14 protein-coding genes are annotated in these 18,376 nt (G+C 47.7%); 4 read left to right on the top strand and 10 right to left on the bottom strand.

The features are described from left to right. Positions 1-2: 2 nt before the first annotated feature. From lpxK to lysS, 10 genes are all read right to left on the bottom strand, one after another. On the bottom strand, positions 3-1,118 hold the full coding sequence (lpxK, locus tag CVU71_10425; protein ID PKN17936.1) for a tetraacyldisaccharide 4'-kinase: 1,116 nt from the start codon (positions 1,116-1,118) through the stop codon (positions 3-5). Then, positions 1,075-2,832, bottom strand: a complete 1,758-nt coding sequence (gene msbA / locus CVU71_10420) for a lipid A export permease/ATP-binding protein MsbA (protein ID PKN17935.1) — start codon at positions 2,830-2,832, stop codon at positions 1,075-1,077. The genes lpxK and msbA overlap by 44 nt, the downstream gene beginning before the upstream one ends. 8 nt (positions 2,833-2,840) lie before the next feature. Continuing rightward, positions 2,841-4,022 carry a lipid-A-disaccharide synthase gene (locus CVU71_10415; GenBank protein PKN17934.1) on the bottom strand — a complete coding sequence of 394 codons (1,182 nt, stop codon included), beginning with the start codon at positions 4,020-4,022 and terminating at the stop codon, positions 2,841-2,843. 45 nt (positions 4,023-4,067) lie between these two features. Continuing rightward, positions 4,068-4,841 (bottom strand): acyl-[acyl-carrier-protein]--UDP-N-acetylglucosamine O-acyltransferase, encoded by a 774-nt coding sequence (locus CVU71_10410; protein ID PKN17933.1) that lies wholly within the window; start codon positions 4,839-4,841, stop codon positions 4,068-4,070. 2 nt (positions 4,842-4,843) lie between these two features. Beyond that, entirely contained in the window at positions 4,844-5,887 is a 1,044-nt protein-coding gene (lpxD, locus tag CVU71_10405; protein PKN17932.1) for a UDP-3-O-(3-hydroxymyristoyl)glucosamine N-acyltransferase, read from the bottom strand. Positions 5,888-5,902: 15 nt separating this feature from the next. Further along, the gene (locus CVU71_10400) at positions 5,903-6,430 is read right to left on the bottom strand and encodes a hypothetical protein (GenBank protein PKN17931.1); all 528 of its coding nucleotides are present in this window, start codon (positions 6,428-6,430) and stop codon (positions 5,903-5,905) included. A 63-nt stretch (positions 6,431-6,493) separates the two neighbouring features. Next, positions 6,494-9,145, bottom strand: a complete 2,652-nt coding sequence (gene bamA, locus CVU71_10395; protein ID PKN17930.1) for an outer membrane protein assembly factor BamA — start codon at positions 9,143-9,145, stop codon at positions 6,494-6,496. Then, positions 9,135-9,803, bottom strand: coding sequence for a lipoprotein-releasing system ATP-binding protein LolD (locus CVU71_10390; protein PKN17929.1), 669 nt, complete (start codon positions 9,801-9,803; stop codon positions 9,135-9,137). Before CVU71_10390 ends, bamA begins: the two co-directional genes overlap by 11 nt. 14 nt (positions 9,804-9,817) lie before the next feature. Then, positions 9,818-11,104 (bottom strand): lipoprotein-releasing system transmembrane subunit LolC, encoded by a 1,287-nt coding sequence (locus CVU71_10385; protein PKN17928.1) that lies wholly within the window; start codon positions 11,102-11,104, stop codon positions 9,818-9,820. Positions 11,105-11,165: 61 nt separating this feature from the next. Beyond that, positions 11,166-12,647, bottom strand: a complete 1,482-nt coding sequence (gene lysS / locus CVU71_10380; protein PKN17927.1) for a lysine--tRNA ligase — start codon at positions 12,645-12,647, stop codon at positions 11,166-11,168. A 173-nt stretch (positions 12,648-12,820) separates the two neighbouring features. Here lysS and CVU71_10375 point away from each other — a divergent pair, with 173 nt between their 5' ends. The 4 genes from CVU71_10375 to CVU71_10360 all read left to right on the top strand — a co-directional run bounded on the left by CVU71_10375 (position 12,821) and on the right by CVU71_10360 (position 18,376). Continuing rightward, the gene (locus CVU71_10375) at positions 12,821-13,219 is read left to right on the top strand and encodes a single-stranded DNA-binding protein (GenBank protein ID PKN17926.1); all 399 of its coding nucleotides are present in this window, start codon (positions 12,821-12,823) and stop codon (positions 13,217-13,219) included. Positions 13,220-13,514: 295 nt separating this feature from the next. After that, positions 13,515-14,798: an integrase gene (locus CVU71_10370; protein ID PKN17925.1), complete on the top strand. Its 1,284-nt coding sequence runs from the start codon at positions 13,515-13,517 to the stop codon at positions 14,796-14,798. A 166-nt stretch (positions 14,799-14,964) separates the two neighbouring features. Continuing rightward, complete coding sequence (locus CVU71_10365; protein PKN18686.1) at positions 14,965-16,344, top strand: integrase; 1,380 nt, start codon at positions 14,965-14,967, stop codon at positions 16,342-16,344. After that, a complete protein-coding gene (locus CVU71_10360; GenBank protein PKN17924.1) occupies positions 16,337-18,376 on the top strand; it encodes an integrase in 2,040 nt (679 codons plus the stop codon). Before CVU71_10365 ends, CVU71_10360 begins: the two co-directional genes overlap by 8 nt.

Genomic DNA, 18,376 nt, shown 5'->3' with positions numbered 1-18,376 from the left:
ATCTATCCATTTTGAGCGACAGCGGTCAATCGCTCGGCTATAAAGTTTTCGAATGACTGCGAAGAAGGTTTTATTTCCATGTCCATGCGTAAAATGCAAATCATTTTTAAAAATTCAGGATGACTTTGAAGGCGCATGGCGTCCTTTTCCGTGGTTACCAGATAATCGGCCTGCAGGCGGATAAAATTGTTTTGCAAGTCCTCCAGATCATACCGGTTGTAGGAATAATGATCGGGAAACGGAATAAATGACAGGATTTGCGCTTCGGCGTTGTTCAACATTTTCTGAAAGGAATCCGGCCTGGCGATGCCGCAAAAGGCGCATACTGTCCTGCCTCGAAGTGCAACGGGCGGCCATGCGCTCTGATCAGGTTTAATTATTTCTCTGAACCGATGAACGGCCCGGAAAACGGGTATCCCGGATGATCGGGCGATCGAGGCGATGCCGGGATGTAACGGCTCCGTCTCATCCGCGCGCGTCAGAATCATGCAGCCGGCCCGGTTGAGCCCTCCCGGCGATTCGCGCAGTTCACCGCGCGGCAGGAGGTGCCCGTTGCCCAGCGGTTTTCTGCCATCGAGTAAAACGATATCCAGATCCCGGAAGATTTGCCGGTGTTGAAATGCGTCGTCGCAGATCAGCACATTGGCCCCGAATCGATCGATAGCCGCCTGTCCGGTAAGACGGCGCTTCGAGCCGGTGATGACCGGAATATCCGGCAGCGATCGGGCGATGAGCAGCGGCTCGTCACCGGCTTCTTCGGCATCAAGCAAGATGGTTTTGCCGTCGGAAACAACATTGACGGGCCGCGGGTTTTTACCGCCGTAACCGCGGCTGATGACGGCCGGGCGGAAACCGCGGCGCTGAATCATTCCGGCCAGTGCGATGACGCAGGGGGTTTTCCCCGTGCCGCCGACGGTGATGTTGCCGACACTGATCACCGGACAGGAAAGTTTGACGGACTTCAGAATGTGTTGATCATAGAGCCGGTTGCGCAAAAAGACAACCGGCCGGTAGAGCAGGGATAAAAGATAGAGAATTGCTCTTGTCGGACTGATGCGGCGAATTGAATCATCATTATTCCAGATCCTTTGCCAATCGCTCATTGCCATTTCCTTCATCTTTGAACTGCAAATTATACAACCGGTAATATTCGCCCCTTTTAGCCAGCAGGGTTTCGTGATTGCCTTCTTCCACGATCTTTCCGTTGACCAGGGCAATGATGCGGTCGGCATTGCGGATGGTGGAGAGACGATGCGCGATGACCAGCGTCGTGCGCCCTTTCATCAGATTGTCCAGCGCTTCCTGCACCTCGATTTCCGCTTCCGTGTCCAGAGAAGAGGTCGCTTCGTCCAGAATTAATATGGGCGCATTTTTCAGCAGCGCGCGGGCAATGGAGATTCTTTGCTTCTCTCCACCGGAGAGTTTGGTTCCCAGTTCGCCGATGTTGCTGTCGTATCCGTCAGGCAATTTGGTGATGAAATCGTGGGCGTTGGCTGCGCGGGCGGCGTTGATGATGTCTTCTTCGGTCCTTTCAATGTCACCATAAGCGATGTTGTTTTTCACCGTATCATTAAAAAGGATGGTCTGCTGGGTGACGATGGCGATCTGCCGGCGCAGGGATTGCAGCGTAACATCACGCACATCATGGCCGTCAATCATGACGCGCCCTTCGGAAACGTCGTAAAAGCGGGGAATCAGATTGACCAGCGACGTTTTTCCGCCGCCGCTCATGCCGACAAACGCGACCACCTCGCCCGCCCTGATGGTGAGATTGATGTTTTTCAGCACGGGTGTGGCTTCATAGCAAAAGGTTACATTTTCCATGTGAATACTTTTGCTGATGGGCGGCAGTATGGCGGCATCGGGTTTGTCTTCAATGTCCGGCACCCGGTCGATGATGCTGAAAATACGGTCGGCGCCGGCAATGCCCTGATTGATGGTATTATTGACATTGGTAAGCCGTTTAGCCGGTTCGTAAAGCATCAGCAGAGCGGCGATAAAAGAGAAGAAAGTGCCGGGCGTGGAATTGCCCTGCAGGACGCTGTATCCGCCGTAAAAAATTACGGCGGCAATTCCCATTCCGCCCAGAAAATCCATCAGGGGACTGGTAATGGAATTGACGGAAACGGCTTTAATGTAATGTTTGAACAGTCTCTCGTTTTCCGCGGCGAACCTTTTGTTTTCGTATTGTTCCATTCCGAATGCCTTGACAATGCGGGTTCCGGAAATGGTTTCCTGTAAAAGAGAATTCAGGGTTCCCATCGTGATTTGCGTGGATGTCGTCACTTTGCGCATTTTCCTGCCGAACAGGGTAATGGGATAGATGGCCAGCGGAAAAACGACCATCGCGATGAGTGCGAGTTTCCAGTCCGTGTAAAAGATTACGCCGATCAGACACACCAGCATAAAACTGTCCTTGACCAGGGCAGTCACGGCTTCCGATGACGCGGTTTGAACGGACTGAACATCATTCGTAATCCTCGACATCAAAAGGCCGGTGGAATGTCCGGAAAAAAAGGACAGGGATTGTTTCTGAATTTGCTCATAGAGTTTATTGCGCAGGTCCGCAACAATGCGCAGGCCGATGGAACTCATTAAAATGTTCTGTGCGTAGTTGCACAATCCCTTAAAGAAAAAAATGGCGATGACTGTAAAGGGGATCCATTTCAGCGCGGAAACATCCTTTTGGACGAATATCTCGTCAACCACCGGCTTGGCAATCAGCGGCAGAGCGGATTGCAGGCCTCCGGCGATCAACATGCAAATTGCGGCGAAGATAAAGCGCAAATAGTACTGCTTGGCCATTAACAACAATCGATTGAAAGTTTCCATTTTTGTTCCTATAGCATATCACAGGCGATTTGAGCTGCTCTTCCGGCTGCGCCCGGCTCACCCATTCTGGCGCGGATGTCCTGAAGCTCGGCGATCATTTCCTGTTTTTTTTCATGGTTTAATAAAATAGCCAGCGCCTCGGATGCCATGCGCTGACCGTTAACATCCGATTGAATCAACTCCGGTGCGATTGTTTTTCCCGCAATAATATTGACCAGCCCCATGTGCTGGATGCTGATAAACATCCTGGCGATCAACTCCGAAAAAAGCGAGACCTTGTAAATGATAATCATCGGGACACCCAGCAAGCCGGTTTCCAGCGTTGCCGTCCCCGATGCAACAATGGCCAGATCGGCGGAAGCAATAACATCGTAGGTTTTGCCGGCAATCACTTTAATTTTAACCGGAGAATTTTTGCCGATATCCAATATGATTTTTTCTTCGAGGGTATCAGCCAGCGGCAGAACAAATTGAACCCCCGGTATTTTTTGCGAAATGATTTCAGCGGCCAGCAGCATTTCCGGCAGCAGTTTGTTTACTTCCGCGAGCCGGCTGCCCGGCAAAAGCGCGATGGTTGTTTCGTTTGCAGAAACGCCAATGCTTTTTCTCGAATCCTGCTTTGTGCCGTGCGGTTTGACCATGTCGACTAAGGGATGACCGACATAATTGACGGTGTACCCGTGGGCTGCATAGGTATCGACTTCAAAGGGAAAGATGACGGCCATACGATCGACGAATTTTTTGATCTGCGCAATTCTCCCCCCGCGCCAGGCCCAGACCTTCGGGCTGATATAGTAGAAGACCTTTATGTCTTTCTTTTTCGCGGCCCTGGCCAAACGGAGATTAAAGTCGGCATAATCGATCAAAATGACCAGGTCAGGCCTGTTGCTGTCCAGGGCTTTCTTCATCATACTGAGCGTCTTTAAGATGCTGCCCAGTTTAGTGACGATCTCGGTTATTCCCATAACGGCCATCGAGGCATTATTGGCCAGAAGGGTGACTCCCGCTTTTTCCATCTGGCTGCCGCCGATGCCGTAAAAATGGAGCGAGGGATTAATTCCGGCCATTTCGCGGACAAGTGCCGCGCCATGCATGTCGCCGGACGCTTCGCCGGCAACAATCATGATCGTCTTTGTTTTCCTGCTTCCTGTGGTCTCCGCGGGGGATGGATTGATTTCTTTAGGAGGCATATTTTTTCACATCGGTCACTTCTTTTTTTAAATATCAGATGCCCGTCAGCGGGAAATGCCTCGTTTGGACTCCCTGATGAAATTAATAAAATACCGGACTTCCGGGCAGTCCTCAACTTCTGCTTCGGCCTTTTTCAGGGCTTCCGCCAAAAGCATGCCGGAACGGAAAATAATACGATACGCCTCTTTGAGCGCCTTGATGCTTTTTTCCGGGAATTTTCTTCTCTTCAAACCGATGAGATTCAAACCGTAAAGTTTAATCCGGTTGCCGGACGACATCGTATAAGGAGGCACATCCTTCGGAACGGCCGATGCGCCGCCAATGATACAGTGAGCGCCAATACGCGAGAATTGATGCACCCCTGTCAATCCGCCGATAATGGCAAAGTCTTCAACGTGAATGTGACCGGCAAGCGTTGCGGCATTGGCCAGAACGATATTGTTTCCCAGTTTGCAGTTGTGAGCAATATGGCAGTAAGCCATAATCAGATTATGATTGCCGATAAACGTCATGCCGATGTCCGCGGCGGTCCCGCGGTGAATCGTCACAAACTCCCGAATCGTATTGTGGTTGCCGATGATGACCCGGGTCTTTTCGCCGCCGAACTTCAAATCCTGGGGAGCCGCGCCAATCGAAGCAAATTGATAGATACGGCAGCCCTCTCCGATGTGCGTATAATCTTCAATAACGGCATGCGGGCCGATAATGGTATTTTTCCCGATTTTCACATCGCTTCCAATCACGGCGTACGGGCCGATTTCAACGCCTTCCTCAATTTGAGCATCAGGAGCGATAATTGCTGTGGGATGAATTTTCATTTTTAATCTTCACCTGCTTTGTTTATTTTTGCTTCAAGTTGCGCCACCTGTTTGACCAGATTTTGCAGTTTTACGCGCATGGCTGGGAGTTTAACCTTGCAGGACTCCACTTTCAGAAAATCTTTATAGGGAAGGAACGGTGTTCCTCCGCCAATTTCTCCGGCGGGGATATTCTTGTGAACGCCCGATGACGCGCCGATCATGACATGATCTCCGACGGAAATATGGCCGACGATGCCGACCTGTCCGCCGATGATGACACTTTGTCCTATTTTGGTGGATCCGGAAATGCCGGTTTGTGCGGCAATGGCGGAATTTTCCCCGATCACAACATTATGGGCGACCTGAACAAGATTATCAATCTTCACGTTGCGCTGAATCCAGGTCCTGCCCATGGTGGCCCGGTCAACGGTGGTATTGGCGCCTAATTCCACGTCGTCGTCGATTTGCACGATTCCGACCTGGGGAATTTTGGTGTTGCCCGCGCCGGGCGCGGCAAAGCCGAAGCCGTCCGCGCCGATCACGACACCCGAATGCAAAGTCACCCGTTTGCCGATGATGCAGTTGGCATAAACGCTGACATTGGCATAAAGGATTGAATCTTCACCGACCGAGGCTCCGCGGCCGATAAACACGCCGGGGTAGATAACGGCGCCTTTTTCAATCCTGGCGCCGCGGCCGATAAAAGCTCGGGGCAGGACGGTTGCCTCCGTCGAAACTGAGGCGCCTTCTTCGATATAAGCGTCAGGACTGATGCCGACCGGACCATGATCGACCGGATAAAACAATGCCAGAAGCTTCCCGAAGACCGTATAAGGTTCGGCCACGACGATCAGATTTTTGCCTGGTTCAACGGTTCCCGGTGGAACAAGGATTGCCGCTGCGCGGGTCGTTTTCAGCATCTTAAAATACTTCGGGTTCGCGATAAAGGTCAGATCATCAACGCCTGCGTCGTCAATGGGCCGGATATCGCTGATCATCGTCTTTTCATCGCCGATGACGGAGCCGCCGAACATGGCGGCTATTTCCTGAATGCTTTTTTTCATGCTATCTAATCACGTTTACTTTTTTGTATTCGCTTTGTTGTACTCATCGACGACTTTCTTGGTGATATCGCTGGCCTTGTCATGATAAGGCAGCGGCATGGTGCTGTAGTCCAGAATCAGAGTGTATTTATCTTTTTCCGCAATGCTGCGGACGACTTTCAATATTTCAGGAACCATTTTTTGTGAATATTCCTGATCCCGCTTCTGGAGTTCTTTGTTGGTGTCATCGACGAGGATCTGGTAATCGCGCAGCTTTCTTTGATAAGCGGCTTCTTTATCACTGCGTGCGCTGGCCGTCATGACGGAAGCCTGTTTGTCCAGTTCATCTTTTACTTTCTTGACGTCGTTTTCCATGGCCTGGATGGCGGCCTGTTTCTTTTCCACGATTTTTTTAAATTCTTCGGCTGCCTTTTTACCGGCGTTCGAGGTTTGAATGATCGTCTGCATATTGATAAACCCGATTTTATCGGCGGCAAAGGACGTGTTCGTCCAAACAAAAATAAGCAGAACCAATCCTGCAATCAGACAAATATTTTTTTTCATTTTAAAATCTCCTCTCGGTTAGTTAGTCTATTATCAATCAATGAAGTTCATTTCGTTGATCCATTACATCATCATGCCGATGCTGAATTCAAATCGGCCCACGCTGTCGTCGTTCAATCCTCTGCGATCCAGCACGTAGCCGTATTCCAGCCGCAAGGGTCCGATGGGCGAATACCAGCGGATACCCGCGCCGCAGGTTTGCCTCAAATCATCGAGGTAATAATTATTGTCCCAGGTATTGCCGGCGTCATAAAATATGACGCCTTTCATACCGGCGTCTTTGATCAGCGGGAATACTATTTCCGCCGTAAAGGTTACCATGGTTTTACCGCCGATGACATCGCTGGTCCCCGAATTGGTCGGACCGACATAGCGCAGCCCGCGCAAAGAATTCAAGCCCCCCAGAACATATCTTTCATAAAGGGGGAGTCTGTCGTCGCTTACGTCATTGTTTTGCAGATACCCGATTTTGCTTTTCCCGGCTAAAACAATATCCTTGAAGAGCGAGTAATAACCGACCAGGGCGCCCCCGTATTTCGTGAACTCTACGTTGCCGCCAAAAGGCACCCCGGCGTGCTGCACGGAAGTGCTTGCCTTGATTCCCTTGGTGGGGAACATGCTGTCGTCCGTGGTGTCATAAACAAGGCTGAAGGTCATGGCACTGGTATATCTTTCACCTTCCTGACGCTTGACATAGCTGGTGGCGGTTGCCTGATTAACATCCTTAATGGCGTCGATGCTGAACTTGTAGCCGACATAACCGGTAACCCTGTCCCAAATCGGATATCCCAGGGTTAATCCGGTTCCCTTTGTTTCAACGGTGTAGGAATCATATGAACTTTTGTAGTTCCAGAGATCCGCTTTACACCACAGCGGCAGATCAAAAAGCCATGGTTCGACAAAAGACAGTTCATAATTATTGGTTGTGGAGCCAAGCGATGCTTTCAGGCTTAACGTCTGTCCGTAACCCAGAAAATTCTGCTGGGAGATCTGCGCCATGATAATCGCCTTGTCAACGGCGCTGTACCCCGCGCCGATCATAAACATCCCCGTATTCTTTTCTTTCACCCGGATATTGATGTCCATCTTATTATCCGGTGCTTTTTCCGTCTGGAAATCAATCTCTTCAAAATACCGGAGATAGTTCAAGCCGGAATAACTTTTTTTCAGCTTGCTGGAGGAATACAAATCTCCCTCCACGATGGATAACTGCCGCCGGATGACTTTGTCGCGGGTGATGGTGTTTCCGGATATGCCGATGCGGGAAATATAAATGAGTTCGCCCTTGGTGAGCTGGAAGTTCAAATCCACCAGCTGCTCTTTTTCATGGGTGACGGTTTTCGGATTGACGTCGGCATATGCATAACCTTCATCGGTGGCGGCAAGCTGGATGGTTTCCATATCCTTTGTAATCGCTTCCCGATCATAATAGTTTCCTGTTTTTGATTTTAAAAGCGCGAATAGATCGTCTCTGGTTTTTGTCAGATAATCACCGGAAATTTCAACTTTTCCGATTTTGAATCGTTTGCCTTCCCTGACAATGATTTTGATATAGATGCCTTTGTCGTCATGCGTGATGACCGGTTCGGCGATCTGGGCGTTGACAAAACCGCTGTTGAAATAAAAAGCGGTTAATTTCTGAACATCCTGCTTGAGCTGATCCGTTTTCAGGATGCCTGAATCGGTAATGAAGCCCAGCAAGGTTCGCGTATTCGTGGTCATCATGTTGACCAGTTCTTTTGTGGAAAAAGAGTCGTTTCCTTCAAATGTGATGGAACGGATATAGACCCGGCTGTTCTCTTTAATTTCCAGAACCAGCACAATATCCTTTGTGCCTTCCTTTTCCAGGCGGTCGCTTATCTCGGCGTTGTAATAGCCTTTGGTGTCGTAAAGCTCCTTGATTTTCTGGATATCGCCTTTAATTTTTTCCTGATTGAGGCTCTGGCGGGTTTTGACGGTCATGGCGCCCAGAATGTCGTCGCGGTCCAATGCCTTGTTGCCAATCAGCCGGATTTCGGATATCAGCCCTTTTTCGGCAACGGTAAAGGTCAGTACTTTGCCCTCTGGTTCTGTTGTAACGCTGGCACTGACATCCAGGAAAAACCCCATTTTGTAAATCGTTTTAATATCGTCCGTGACATCCGCCTGATTCAAAGGTTTGCCGACTTTGCTTTTGATTTTCTCCGTGATGGCCGGCGCTCCGATTTTGCGATTTCCCGCAATATCGATCCGCACAATTTTCTCCAAGAGTCCCGTGCGGTCCAGAATTTCCGTTTTTAACTGACCGGCCAGCGCCTCGTAGCCTGCCGATCCCTTGCCCTGGACGGACACGGAAGGTAAGATTGTTCCGCGGGCAACATCGATAATTTGTGCGTCTACGTTCAGCGTCTCCCCGAACTGGGAGATGCTGCCTGTAACCACATAGTCCGCTCCGAGCGTTTTTCCGGCCCTGATGGCCTTTTCTTTATTGAGAACCACGTTGCTTTTGGCAAAATCACCCGCCGGTATCACTTGAATTTTCTTTTCCTGCTGCAATTCACCGATCAGGTGTTTGTAAACGGATTCCTGCAGGGCGCTGCTCCCGACGTTGGTGTGGACGTCAAAAGGCAGAATGCATATTTTCCTGGGATCCTGCGCCTGAGCTTCCACAAGAAAACAGAGAATGAAAAGAACCAGCGGGATGACTATTTGCAATGTTTTTTTATTAAAAATCATAAATTTCCCCGTCCCGCAGACCGATTCTGCCGGACATCCTGTCTGCCAGCAGTTTGTTGTGCGTGACAACGATCAGCGTTATTTTTTTCATGGTATTTAAATTAACCAGGATGTCTTCTATCTTTTTTCCTGTTTCCGTGTCAAGGTTTCCTGTCGGTTCGTCAGCGAGCAAAATTTCCGGTTCCATCACCAGCGCCCGGGCGATGGCCACGCGCTGTTGCTCTCCTCCGGAGAGTTCCCCCGGCTTATGCTTCAGGCGATGCTCCAGACCCACTTCCTGTAATAATTGTGAGGCTTTATCTATCGCCTGCTTTTTGGCGAGCCCGCTGATGAGCGCCGGCATCATGGTGTTTTCCAGCGCGGTAAACTCCGGCAGCAGATTATTAAATTGAAAAACAAAGCCAATCGTTTTATTGCGGAAAGCGGAAATTTTCTTCTCGCTCCACTCAAAAACATTATGGCCGGCCATGAAAAGTGTGCCCGAAGTCGGATGATCCAGCGTTCCGAGAATGTGAATCAGCGTACTTTTACCGGCCCCGGAAACGCCCACGACGGCCAGAGAGTCGCCTTTTTTTATTTCCAGATTTAAATTTCGCAAGACTTCAATTTTGTTGCCGTCTTTTACGAAAGTTTTGGATAAATTGGTCAGTATGATCATATCAGTCGTCGCTATTATTCGTATCTCAGGGCTTCCGCCGGATCCAGTTTGGAGGCTCGGAGCGCCGGGTAAATGGTTGATAGAAAACAAATCAGCAGGGTACCGATGACAATAACGACCACGTCGCCATAATTCACTTTCGAGGGAAGTTCGCTCAGGTAATACACATCACCGGGCAGAATTTTGAAGTTGAAAATTTTCTCCACCAGGAGAGAAATTTTCTGCAAATTCAGCGCGATGGTGAGGCCGGCAATGCAGCCCAGGAAAGTTCCGATCACGCCGACAATCAGTCCCTGATAGATAAATATCTTCATGATGGTGGCGGAGGTGGCGCCCATTGATTTCAAAATGGCGATATCCTTGTTTTTTTCCATAACAATCATGATGAGCGCGCTGATGATGTTAAAAGCGGCCACCAGCACTATTAAACTCAGGATGATAAACATCACGCGCTTTTCCAGTTTCAGGGCTGAAAACAGGTTTTTATTCATCTGCATCCAGTTTTGCGCGAAGTAGGGGAAGCCCAGTTTGTTTTGAAGGGTGCGGGAAATTACATCGGCTTTGTAGATGTCTTTGACGACGATATCAATGCCCGAAACGGCGTCGCCCATGTCCAGAAATTCCTGGGAGCTTTTGAGCGATAGAAAGGCCAGTTTGGAGTCATATTCATAAAATCCCGATTCGTAAATTCCGACCACGATAAATTTTTTCATGCGGGGAACCATGCCCATCGGGGTGGCAATGCCGCCGGACGGGGAAATGATCGTAATGGAATCATACAGGAAAATTCCCAGATTTCTTGCCATTTCCTTGCCGATCATGATTCCCGCGAGGTTTCTGTTTTCGGCGGCCAGATCCTTTAATACATCGGCGGGAATTTTATTGAGGTATTCGATATTGCCCTGCCTGATTTTCCCCAGATTAATTACTTTAGGTGCGCTTTCGGTATCCATGCCGCGGATGATAACGCCGGTGACGCCGTTTTGACTGCGCATCATGGCCTCCGTGTAAATAAAAGGCGTGGAAGCGACGACGCCCGGTGTTTTATCGATTTCTTCGCGAAGAGCCGGGTAATTTTTCATGATGCCGGTCATATCCGCTGTTACTTCAATGTGTGAGCGAATGCCCAGAATTTTGGAACGCAGATCTTCTTCAAAGCCGTTCATGACGGCAAGAACAACAATCAGTGCCGCCACGCCCAGGAAAATACCGAAAATCGATATAAAGGTAATGATCGAAACAAAAACCTGTTTGCGTTTCGCCCTCATATACCGTCTGCTGATAAAGAATTCGTAAGGCATTAATCAATATCCTGTCGGGAAACAGTTGATTTTACCGCTTCGTAAAAATCGGGTGTGCAGTTCATTCCTGCCTGGTTCTTAAAAGCGGGAACAATATCACGTCCCGGATAGACGCGGAATCGGTAAAAAGCATGATCAGCCGGTCGATGCCGATTCCTTCCCCCGCTGTCGGCGGCATGCCGTATTCCAGCGTGTGAATATAATCTTCATCCATTTCGTGGGCTTCATCATCGCCTGCTTCCCGCTCTTTGAGCTGCTGGACGAATCGACTGCGCTGATCGGCAGGATCATTTAACTCGGAAAAAGCGTTGGCAAATTCCCGGCCGCAAATGTAGAGTTCAAAACGGTCAACAAGCTCCGGATCGGAGTTATTCCTTCGGGACAGGGGGGATACCGCAACCGGATAATCGGTCACAAAGGTCGGCTGGATGAGCTTTTTTTCGACCACTTCGTCGAAAATGGCCATCTGAATTTTCCCCAGAGGGTCGGTTTCCTTAACATCACAGCCGAGTTTTCGGGCAAAAGCGATGGTTTTGGCCGGATCCGTCAGGTCGGCAGGCGTCATGCCGGCTATTTGTAAAAGAGCATCTTTGACGGAAAGCCTTCTCCAGGGCGGCGTCAAATCGATTTCGGTGCCCTGATATGTGAACCGGAGTCCTTCGAAAATATGGTTGGCGATAAATCCGAATAACTCTTCCGTGTAAGTCATTAAATCCTCGTAAGTCGCATAGCTCCAGTAAAACTCCATCATGGTGAATTCAGGATTATGGAAGGTGTCAATCCCTTCATTGCGAAAGCTGCGGTTGATCTCATAGACTCTTTCCAGCCCGCCGGTTACGAGACGTTTTAAGTATAGCTCAGGGGCGATGCGCAGAAACAAATCCATGTCGAGCGCATTATGATGCGTTTTGAAAGGGCGGGCAACGGCGCCGCCTGCGCGCGATTGCATCATGGGTGTTTCCACTTCCAGAAAGTCATGCTGGTCCATGAATTGCCGCATCAGTTTGATGATCAGGCTGCGCCGGTAAAAAACTTCTTTGACGGCAGGGCTGGATATTAAATCCAGATGCCGCTGGCGATAGCGGGTTTCAATGTCCGTCAGGCCATGCCATTTTTCCGGCAGGGGGTGAATGGATTTGGCCATCAGGCGCAACGATTCAACTTCGATGGTCAACTCATTGGTCTTGGTCCGGAAAAGCTTTCCTGAAACGTAAATAATGTCGCCGATATCCATCTTTTTAAAGATGGAAAAATCCTGTTCGCTCAAGATGTTTTTAGCAATATAGCATTGCATCTGACCTTTACGGTCCTGCATCTTGACGAAGGCCGCTTTACCGAAGCTGCGGATGGCCATCAGCCGCCCGGCAACCGAAAATTTCTGTGTCAATTGTGCCAGGGCTTCGCCATCGGTGTTACCGAACTCGGCCATGATCTGAGCGGTTGTATTTTGGGGCTTTGCATCATTGGGATATAAATCCACGCCGGCTGCTTTTAAGGCCGCGATTTTTTCCAGGCGAACCTTTAAAAGATCATTGTCTTCCATAATTTCTCCACTTTTTTAAAGTCAATCTGACTATATTTTTTTTAATGATTAGTCAAGCATGATTGTCGTTTTGGCGCACGGCGCATTCGGCAGCACGGGAACGAAAAATGTGTTTGCCTATAGGGCGGTTGTTATGTATGATGCAGCGAATTTATAAGCAGGGGGGAGAATAAATGATCAACAAGGCGATATTGATCGGCAGGCTGGGCAAAGACCCGGAAGTTCGATATACACCGGACGGGACAATGGTTACCAATTTCAATCTGGCAACCGATGAGCAGTGGAAGGATAAAAACGGGGAAAAAGTTCAGAAAACAGAATGGCATCGTATTGTTACATTCGGCAAACTGGCCGAAATATGCGGCAATTATCTGGTGAAAGGCAAACTGGTTTTTATCGAAGGCCGTATTCAAACCCGCTCATGGGAGGATAAGGACGGTGTAAAACGCTTCACGACGGAAATCGTGGCCAGCGACATGAAGATGCTTGATTCCAAGGGGCAAGGCAAGGCTGACGACATGGCGTCTTCCGCGCAAAGCGGCGGCACGCCGATGGAAGATGTTCCTTTTTAATATCTACCTAAATAAAATTTGTTAACTAATGCCCGTAAGATATTAACCTTACGGGCATTTTTTATTAACATGTATGAAATATATGATGTTGTGTTTATCCAGTAATGTGTACCTATCGCAAAGTGTAAACTGTGAACTCATATTTTCTCTTGATGCCAATCAATATGTGTTGTAAAACGTAAGAAAGATCGACACAGGGAATTGACGCTAATGGAGGACGCTGAATAGCTTTCAATGAAAGCTATTTTTGCGTCCTTTTTTTGTGCCCTTTTTAAAATAACACAAGGGGGTGACAATGAAGCGGAGATATCAAATAAGAATGGTAGTGTTATCATCAGGTGAGCGATTGCCGATGTTTTTGGATTTCGAGGGAATGCCGTTATTTGATGTTACAGTGTATTCCCTTACGCAATTGCGAGCGAGAAATCGTGCAGCAAATACGATAGAAAGCTCTTTGAGATCGATAATGGTTCTCTATATTTACCTCGATATTCATAAGATAAATATAATAGAGAGGTTACAGCAGGGAGAATTGCTATCGTTGGTAGAAATAGAGTCATTGGTTGAATTTTGCCATTTGCCAATGGCCGAGATATCATCACGCCTTTATGTTGAGAGTAAGGGCGTGTTGCCATCACCGGTCACAACTTCACTGGAAAAATACAGAAAAAGATTTGATCAAACTAGCAGGAAGGAGGTTTTACCGGCATCAGCAGCCAATCGACTTCGCATAGTACGTGACTACCTTGTCTGGTTGTCACTAGTCCGTTCATCACAGCAGAAAAAACAAAGCTGCCATGTTGAGTCTCTTCGCGAGGCTCAACAGCTGATTGTAAAGGCTATTAACTCCATGATGCCTGATGTATGCACCTCGGATTGCCTTGATGATCGCGAAGGGCTGGATCAGAAAAGCCGGGAAAAATTATTGGAGGTAATTGAGCCTGATTCAGAAGATAACCCTTGGATGGAGGAATATTCCAGATATCGAAATGCTCTCATCATGCATTGGCTGTATTATCATGGGTTGCGCAGGGGAGAATTGCTGGGCATCAGGATCTCGGATATCAATTTTCAAGAAAGTACGGTTGTTGTGGCAAGGCGCGCGGATGATCCTCAGGATCCACGCCGGAATCAGCCGAACGCTAAGACCAGAGCGCGTAAAATTCGGTTGTCTCCAGGATTGCGTGATATGACTGAAGCCTACATCATGTCTCACCGAATAGCATTGCCCGGTGCGAGAAAGCATAATTTCCTTTTTGTCGCTTCAAATTCCGGTAAGCCCATGTCAATTTCATCATTGAACAAAGTTTTTACAGTGTTGAGCATGAAATGCCCGGAATTGCCTAAACTTTATCCACATATCATGCGGCATACTTGGAATGAGCGATTTTCAGAAAAGATGGATAAAAAGAAAATTAACGAAGGAAAAGAAAAGAAAATGCGTTCATATTTGATGGGTTGGCTGGACACATCGGGAACAGCAGCTATATATACACGCCGTCATGTTCGCGAAGCAGCTAATAAGATATCTCTGGAAATGCAAAAAAACATGCTTGGAGAGGACAAAAACGATGAATAGTCTAACACTACATCATAAATCATCGAAAATTGGCAATTTAAACTTACCATCACAAGTCCGGACGCGTGGAGGTGCGGAATTTGACCCTCAATTGGATATATGGAATTGTTGCGAAAGCTCTAAAATCGTAAATCTTGATTTTGGCAAGTTACCGATAACCACGGAAATGAAATTGGCGCTCAAGAAAACATTTATTTGGTTTTTGAGAAATAAATCAATTTTTTACGCAGAAAATCAATTTTTTTATTTAAAAAGATTTTTAAAATTTATTCATTCAGAACAGGCAACAATTGTTTCATCGATTACAGGGCATCAAATTATTAACTACTATTCAACATTAAGCAAAAAAAATCAATATTATCTAGGTTATATGTCTGGTTTCCTGAAAAGATGGCACGAGATGAGTTATCCGGGGATCGAAGACGATGCAGTAGCAATTCTGAAGCAATTCAGAATAAAAGGGAATGTAAAGGGAGAGGCAGTTCTCACAATGGATCCGGTGAATGGCCCTTACTCCGATCTTGAGCTTCAGGGCATTCTGTCTGTTTTGAAGGCAGCTTTTCAGGACAAAGTCATTAGTCTTGGTGAATATGTGTTGGTTTGGCTCTTCTTGGCATTGGGACAGCGCCCTATCCAGTATTCCCTCCTCAAAGTCAGTGATGTGGGGAGCGGGCAGTCAAAAAGTGGATCGGTAGTTTATACTCTTCGTGTCCCCCGCGTTAAGCAACGGAACAAGCTTGCACGATCTGAATTTAAGGATCGCCTTTTGATTGAGCATATTGGTGAAAAGCTTCTTCTGCACGCCGCCGAAGTGAAAGAACGCTTTAAAGGTATACTGGGGGATCCTGATCAAGCCCCCTTGTTCCCAGAAAAAATAACACGCAGAAGGGTACCTCCTGGTTTTGAGTTTCACCGAACCTCCAACAGCCTTTTGCAGACTTTAAGGGGAATCATCGACCGGTTGCATGTGATGTCAGAGCGTACCGGCAAGCCTCTTCATATTAATGCTTATCGCTTCCGTCGGACTGTGGGTACCAGGGCCGCCGTTGAGGGCCATGGTGAGTTAGAAATTGCCGAACTTTTGGATCACTCGGATACGCAAAATGTTGGTGTTTATGTCGAGGCTGACCCGGCGATTATCAGACGAATCGACCGTGCAGTTGCATTTCGTTTGGCGCCGCTTGCGCAGGCATTTGCTGGTGTCATAATCGCCGATGAATCTGAGGCTCCCTATGCAGGAGATCCTTCGCATCGGGTTTGTGATCCGCGTTTCGATCCCACAATGAAACCGATTGGCAGTTGTGGAAAACATGGCTTCTGCGGATCGATGGCGCCTATTGCCTGCTATACGTGTCGGAGTTTCCGTCCCTGGCTAGATGCCCCTCATGAAATGGTGTTGAATTACCTGATTGCTGAACGTGAACGGCTGTTGATTTCCAGTGATTTGCGCATTTCTTCAATTAATGATCGGACAATTGTAGCTGTGGCGGAAGTTGTTAGGCAGTGTCAGATTATTCGCGATAGTCGGGGAGATGAGAATGGCTGATATTTTTTACTTTAAGCCGCAGGCTGAACTTGATGCCGGGAGTAATTTAAAAGGCTTTATCGACCTCTGTCGAAACAAATTGACCGTCTTTGGTTCTGAACTACAATTTGATGATAATAGTTGGGATATAACAGATTATCTCAATATTAAGGGGTTTGGAAACAAACGGCATAGGCTTGTGTTTAGTAGACTGGAAAGTGTAAACGACGGATTACCTACATCAATGCCTGAACCATTTTTGTCTTTTGCAAAATCATATATGAGGTATATGCACGGAGTTCACCCCATTATGGATTACGCGAAACGTTTGACTGGCCTTAGGGCTGTAAATGATGCTTTGTCGGAAAATGCTGGCTGCCCCGATCCTGTTAGAATCGATGCTTTGATACTAAATCGTGCGGCACAAATAGTAGGTAAAAAATACACGGAAGTTGTTGCATACCGTGTTGGCGGCCATCTTGAAATGTTTGCCAAGTTTTTGACTGAAAACCGACTGACTATCGTGCCTGTTCTATGGAGAAACTTTTTGAAACGGCCCAGTGATACGGTGAGGGTAGGGAAAGAATTCGACAAACGAAGGCAATCAAAGCTGCCGTCAGAGGCCGCGCTGGACGCCTTGCCTAAGGTTTTTTGCCTGGCCACTGAACCAGTGGATGTAATAGTCTCATCAGTGGTGGCAATTCTGTTATCATCTCCCTCTCGGATAAGTGAAGTTCTCATGTTGCCGGAAAATTGTGAAGTCTGCCAGAAACAGAGAGACAATGAAGATGAAGCTTACGGATTGCGGTGGTCGGCCGCCAAAGGTGCTGGTCCTATGGTGAAATGGATACTGCCCTCATGGATTAGTGTAGTGAAAGAGGCAATAAGTAAGATAAAAACTATTACAACCGAAGCTCGGCGCGTAGCGAAATGGTATGAGGATAATCCGGGATGCATCTATCTTTCAGGCGATCTGGAAAATATTCGTGGCCAGGAATGGCTATCGATGGCTGAAGTTAGAAAGATAATCGGTTTAAAAGGTGAGGCTGGAGCTTACCGATGGTGTTCAGGTCTTAAACTTAAAAGAAATGCATCAAGACATGTACGATTTGAAGATGTTCAAAATGCTGTAGTTAATATGCTTCCAAAAGGTTTTCCTGTCTTGGATCCGGACACGGGACTGAAGTACAGTGATGCTCTATTTATTTGCAGAACTGATGAATTAGGGAAAAGAAAAGCCTCATACAATTGGATGATTGAGCCAATTAGCATTGACCAGATCAATGATGGTCTGGGAGGACGATCTGCTTATGGGTTTGCATCCATTTTTTCCCGCCTTGGGTTTGCTGAACCAGATGGCAGTCCAATAAAAATTACAACCCACCAGTTCAGACACTATCTCAACACACTTGCTCAAAGTGGGTGCATGAGCCAGCTAGACGTCGCAAAATGGTCGGGTCGCCAGGATATCCGCCAGAACGCTGCCTATGATCATGTAACTGCTGACGACATGCTCATGCTAATACGAGATGCTGTCGGAAACGAAAGCAAGTTTTTCGGTCCTCTGGCAAAAATACCCAAAAGGGTTCTCATCCTGCGTGATGAATTCGCACGTCTAATGGTTCCGACAGCCCATACAACGGACTTCGGTTTCTGTCTCCATGACTACACCATGTCACCCTGTCAGGTTTGTATGGATTGTATCCATTGCGTTGAATTGATTTGTCTCAAAGGTGATGAAGAGAAGACTGAACGTCTGAAAAAACGACTGGACGAATCTATTGAGCTATTGAAAAGAGCTGAAAATGCAGTCGGAGAGGGGTATGCGGGGAGCGATAGGTGGCTGGAACACCACCGTTCCGCGGTTAAGCGTTTGACGGAACTATGCTCAATTATGAATAATCCTGATGTGCCAGTTGGTTCTATAATCCAGTTGGCTTCGCCAAAGAGTAGTACGAAGCGATTAAATGAATCAATAAAAGTCCCGAATGCTCACAATTCTGCAGTCATTTCAAAGGCGGTTAATGATGATATTGAAAGAAAAGAGAATTGA

The sequence above is a fragment of the Deltaproteobacteria bacterium HGW-Deltaproteobacteria-6 genome (assembly GCA_002840435.1).
Lineage (GTDB): Bacteria > Desulfobacterota > Syntrophia > Syntrophales > Smithellaceae > UBA8904.
Note: the sequence above shows the minus strand (reverse complement) of the source record. Positions and strands in the feature narration are given on the sequence as shown.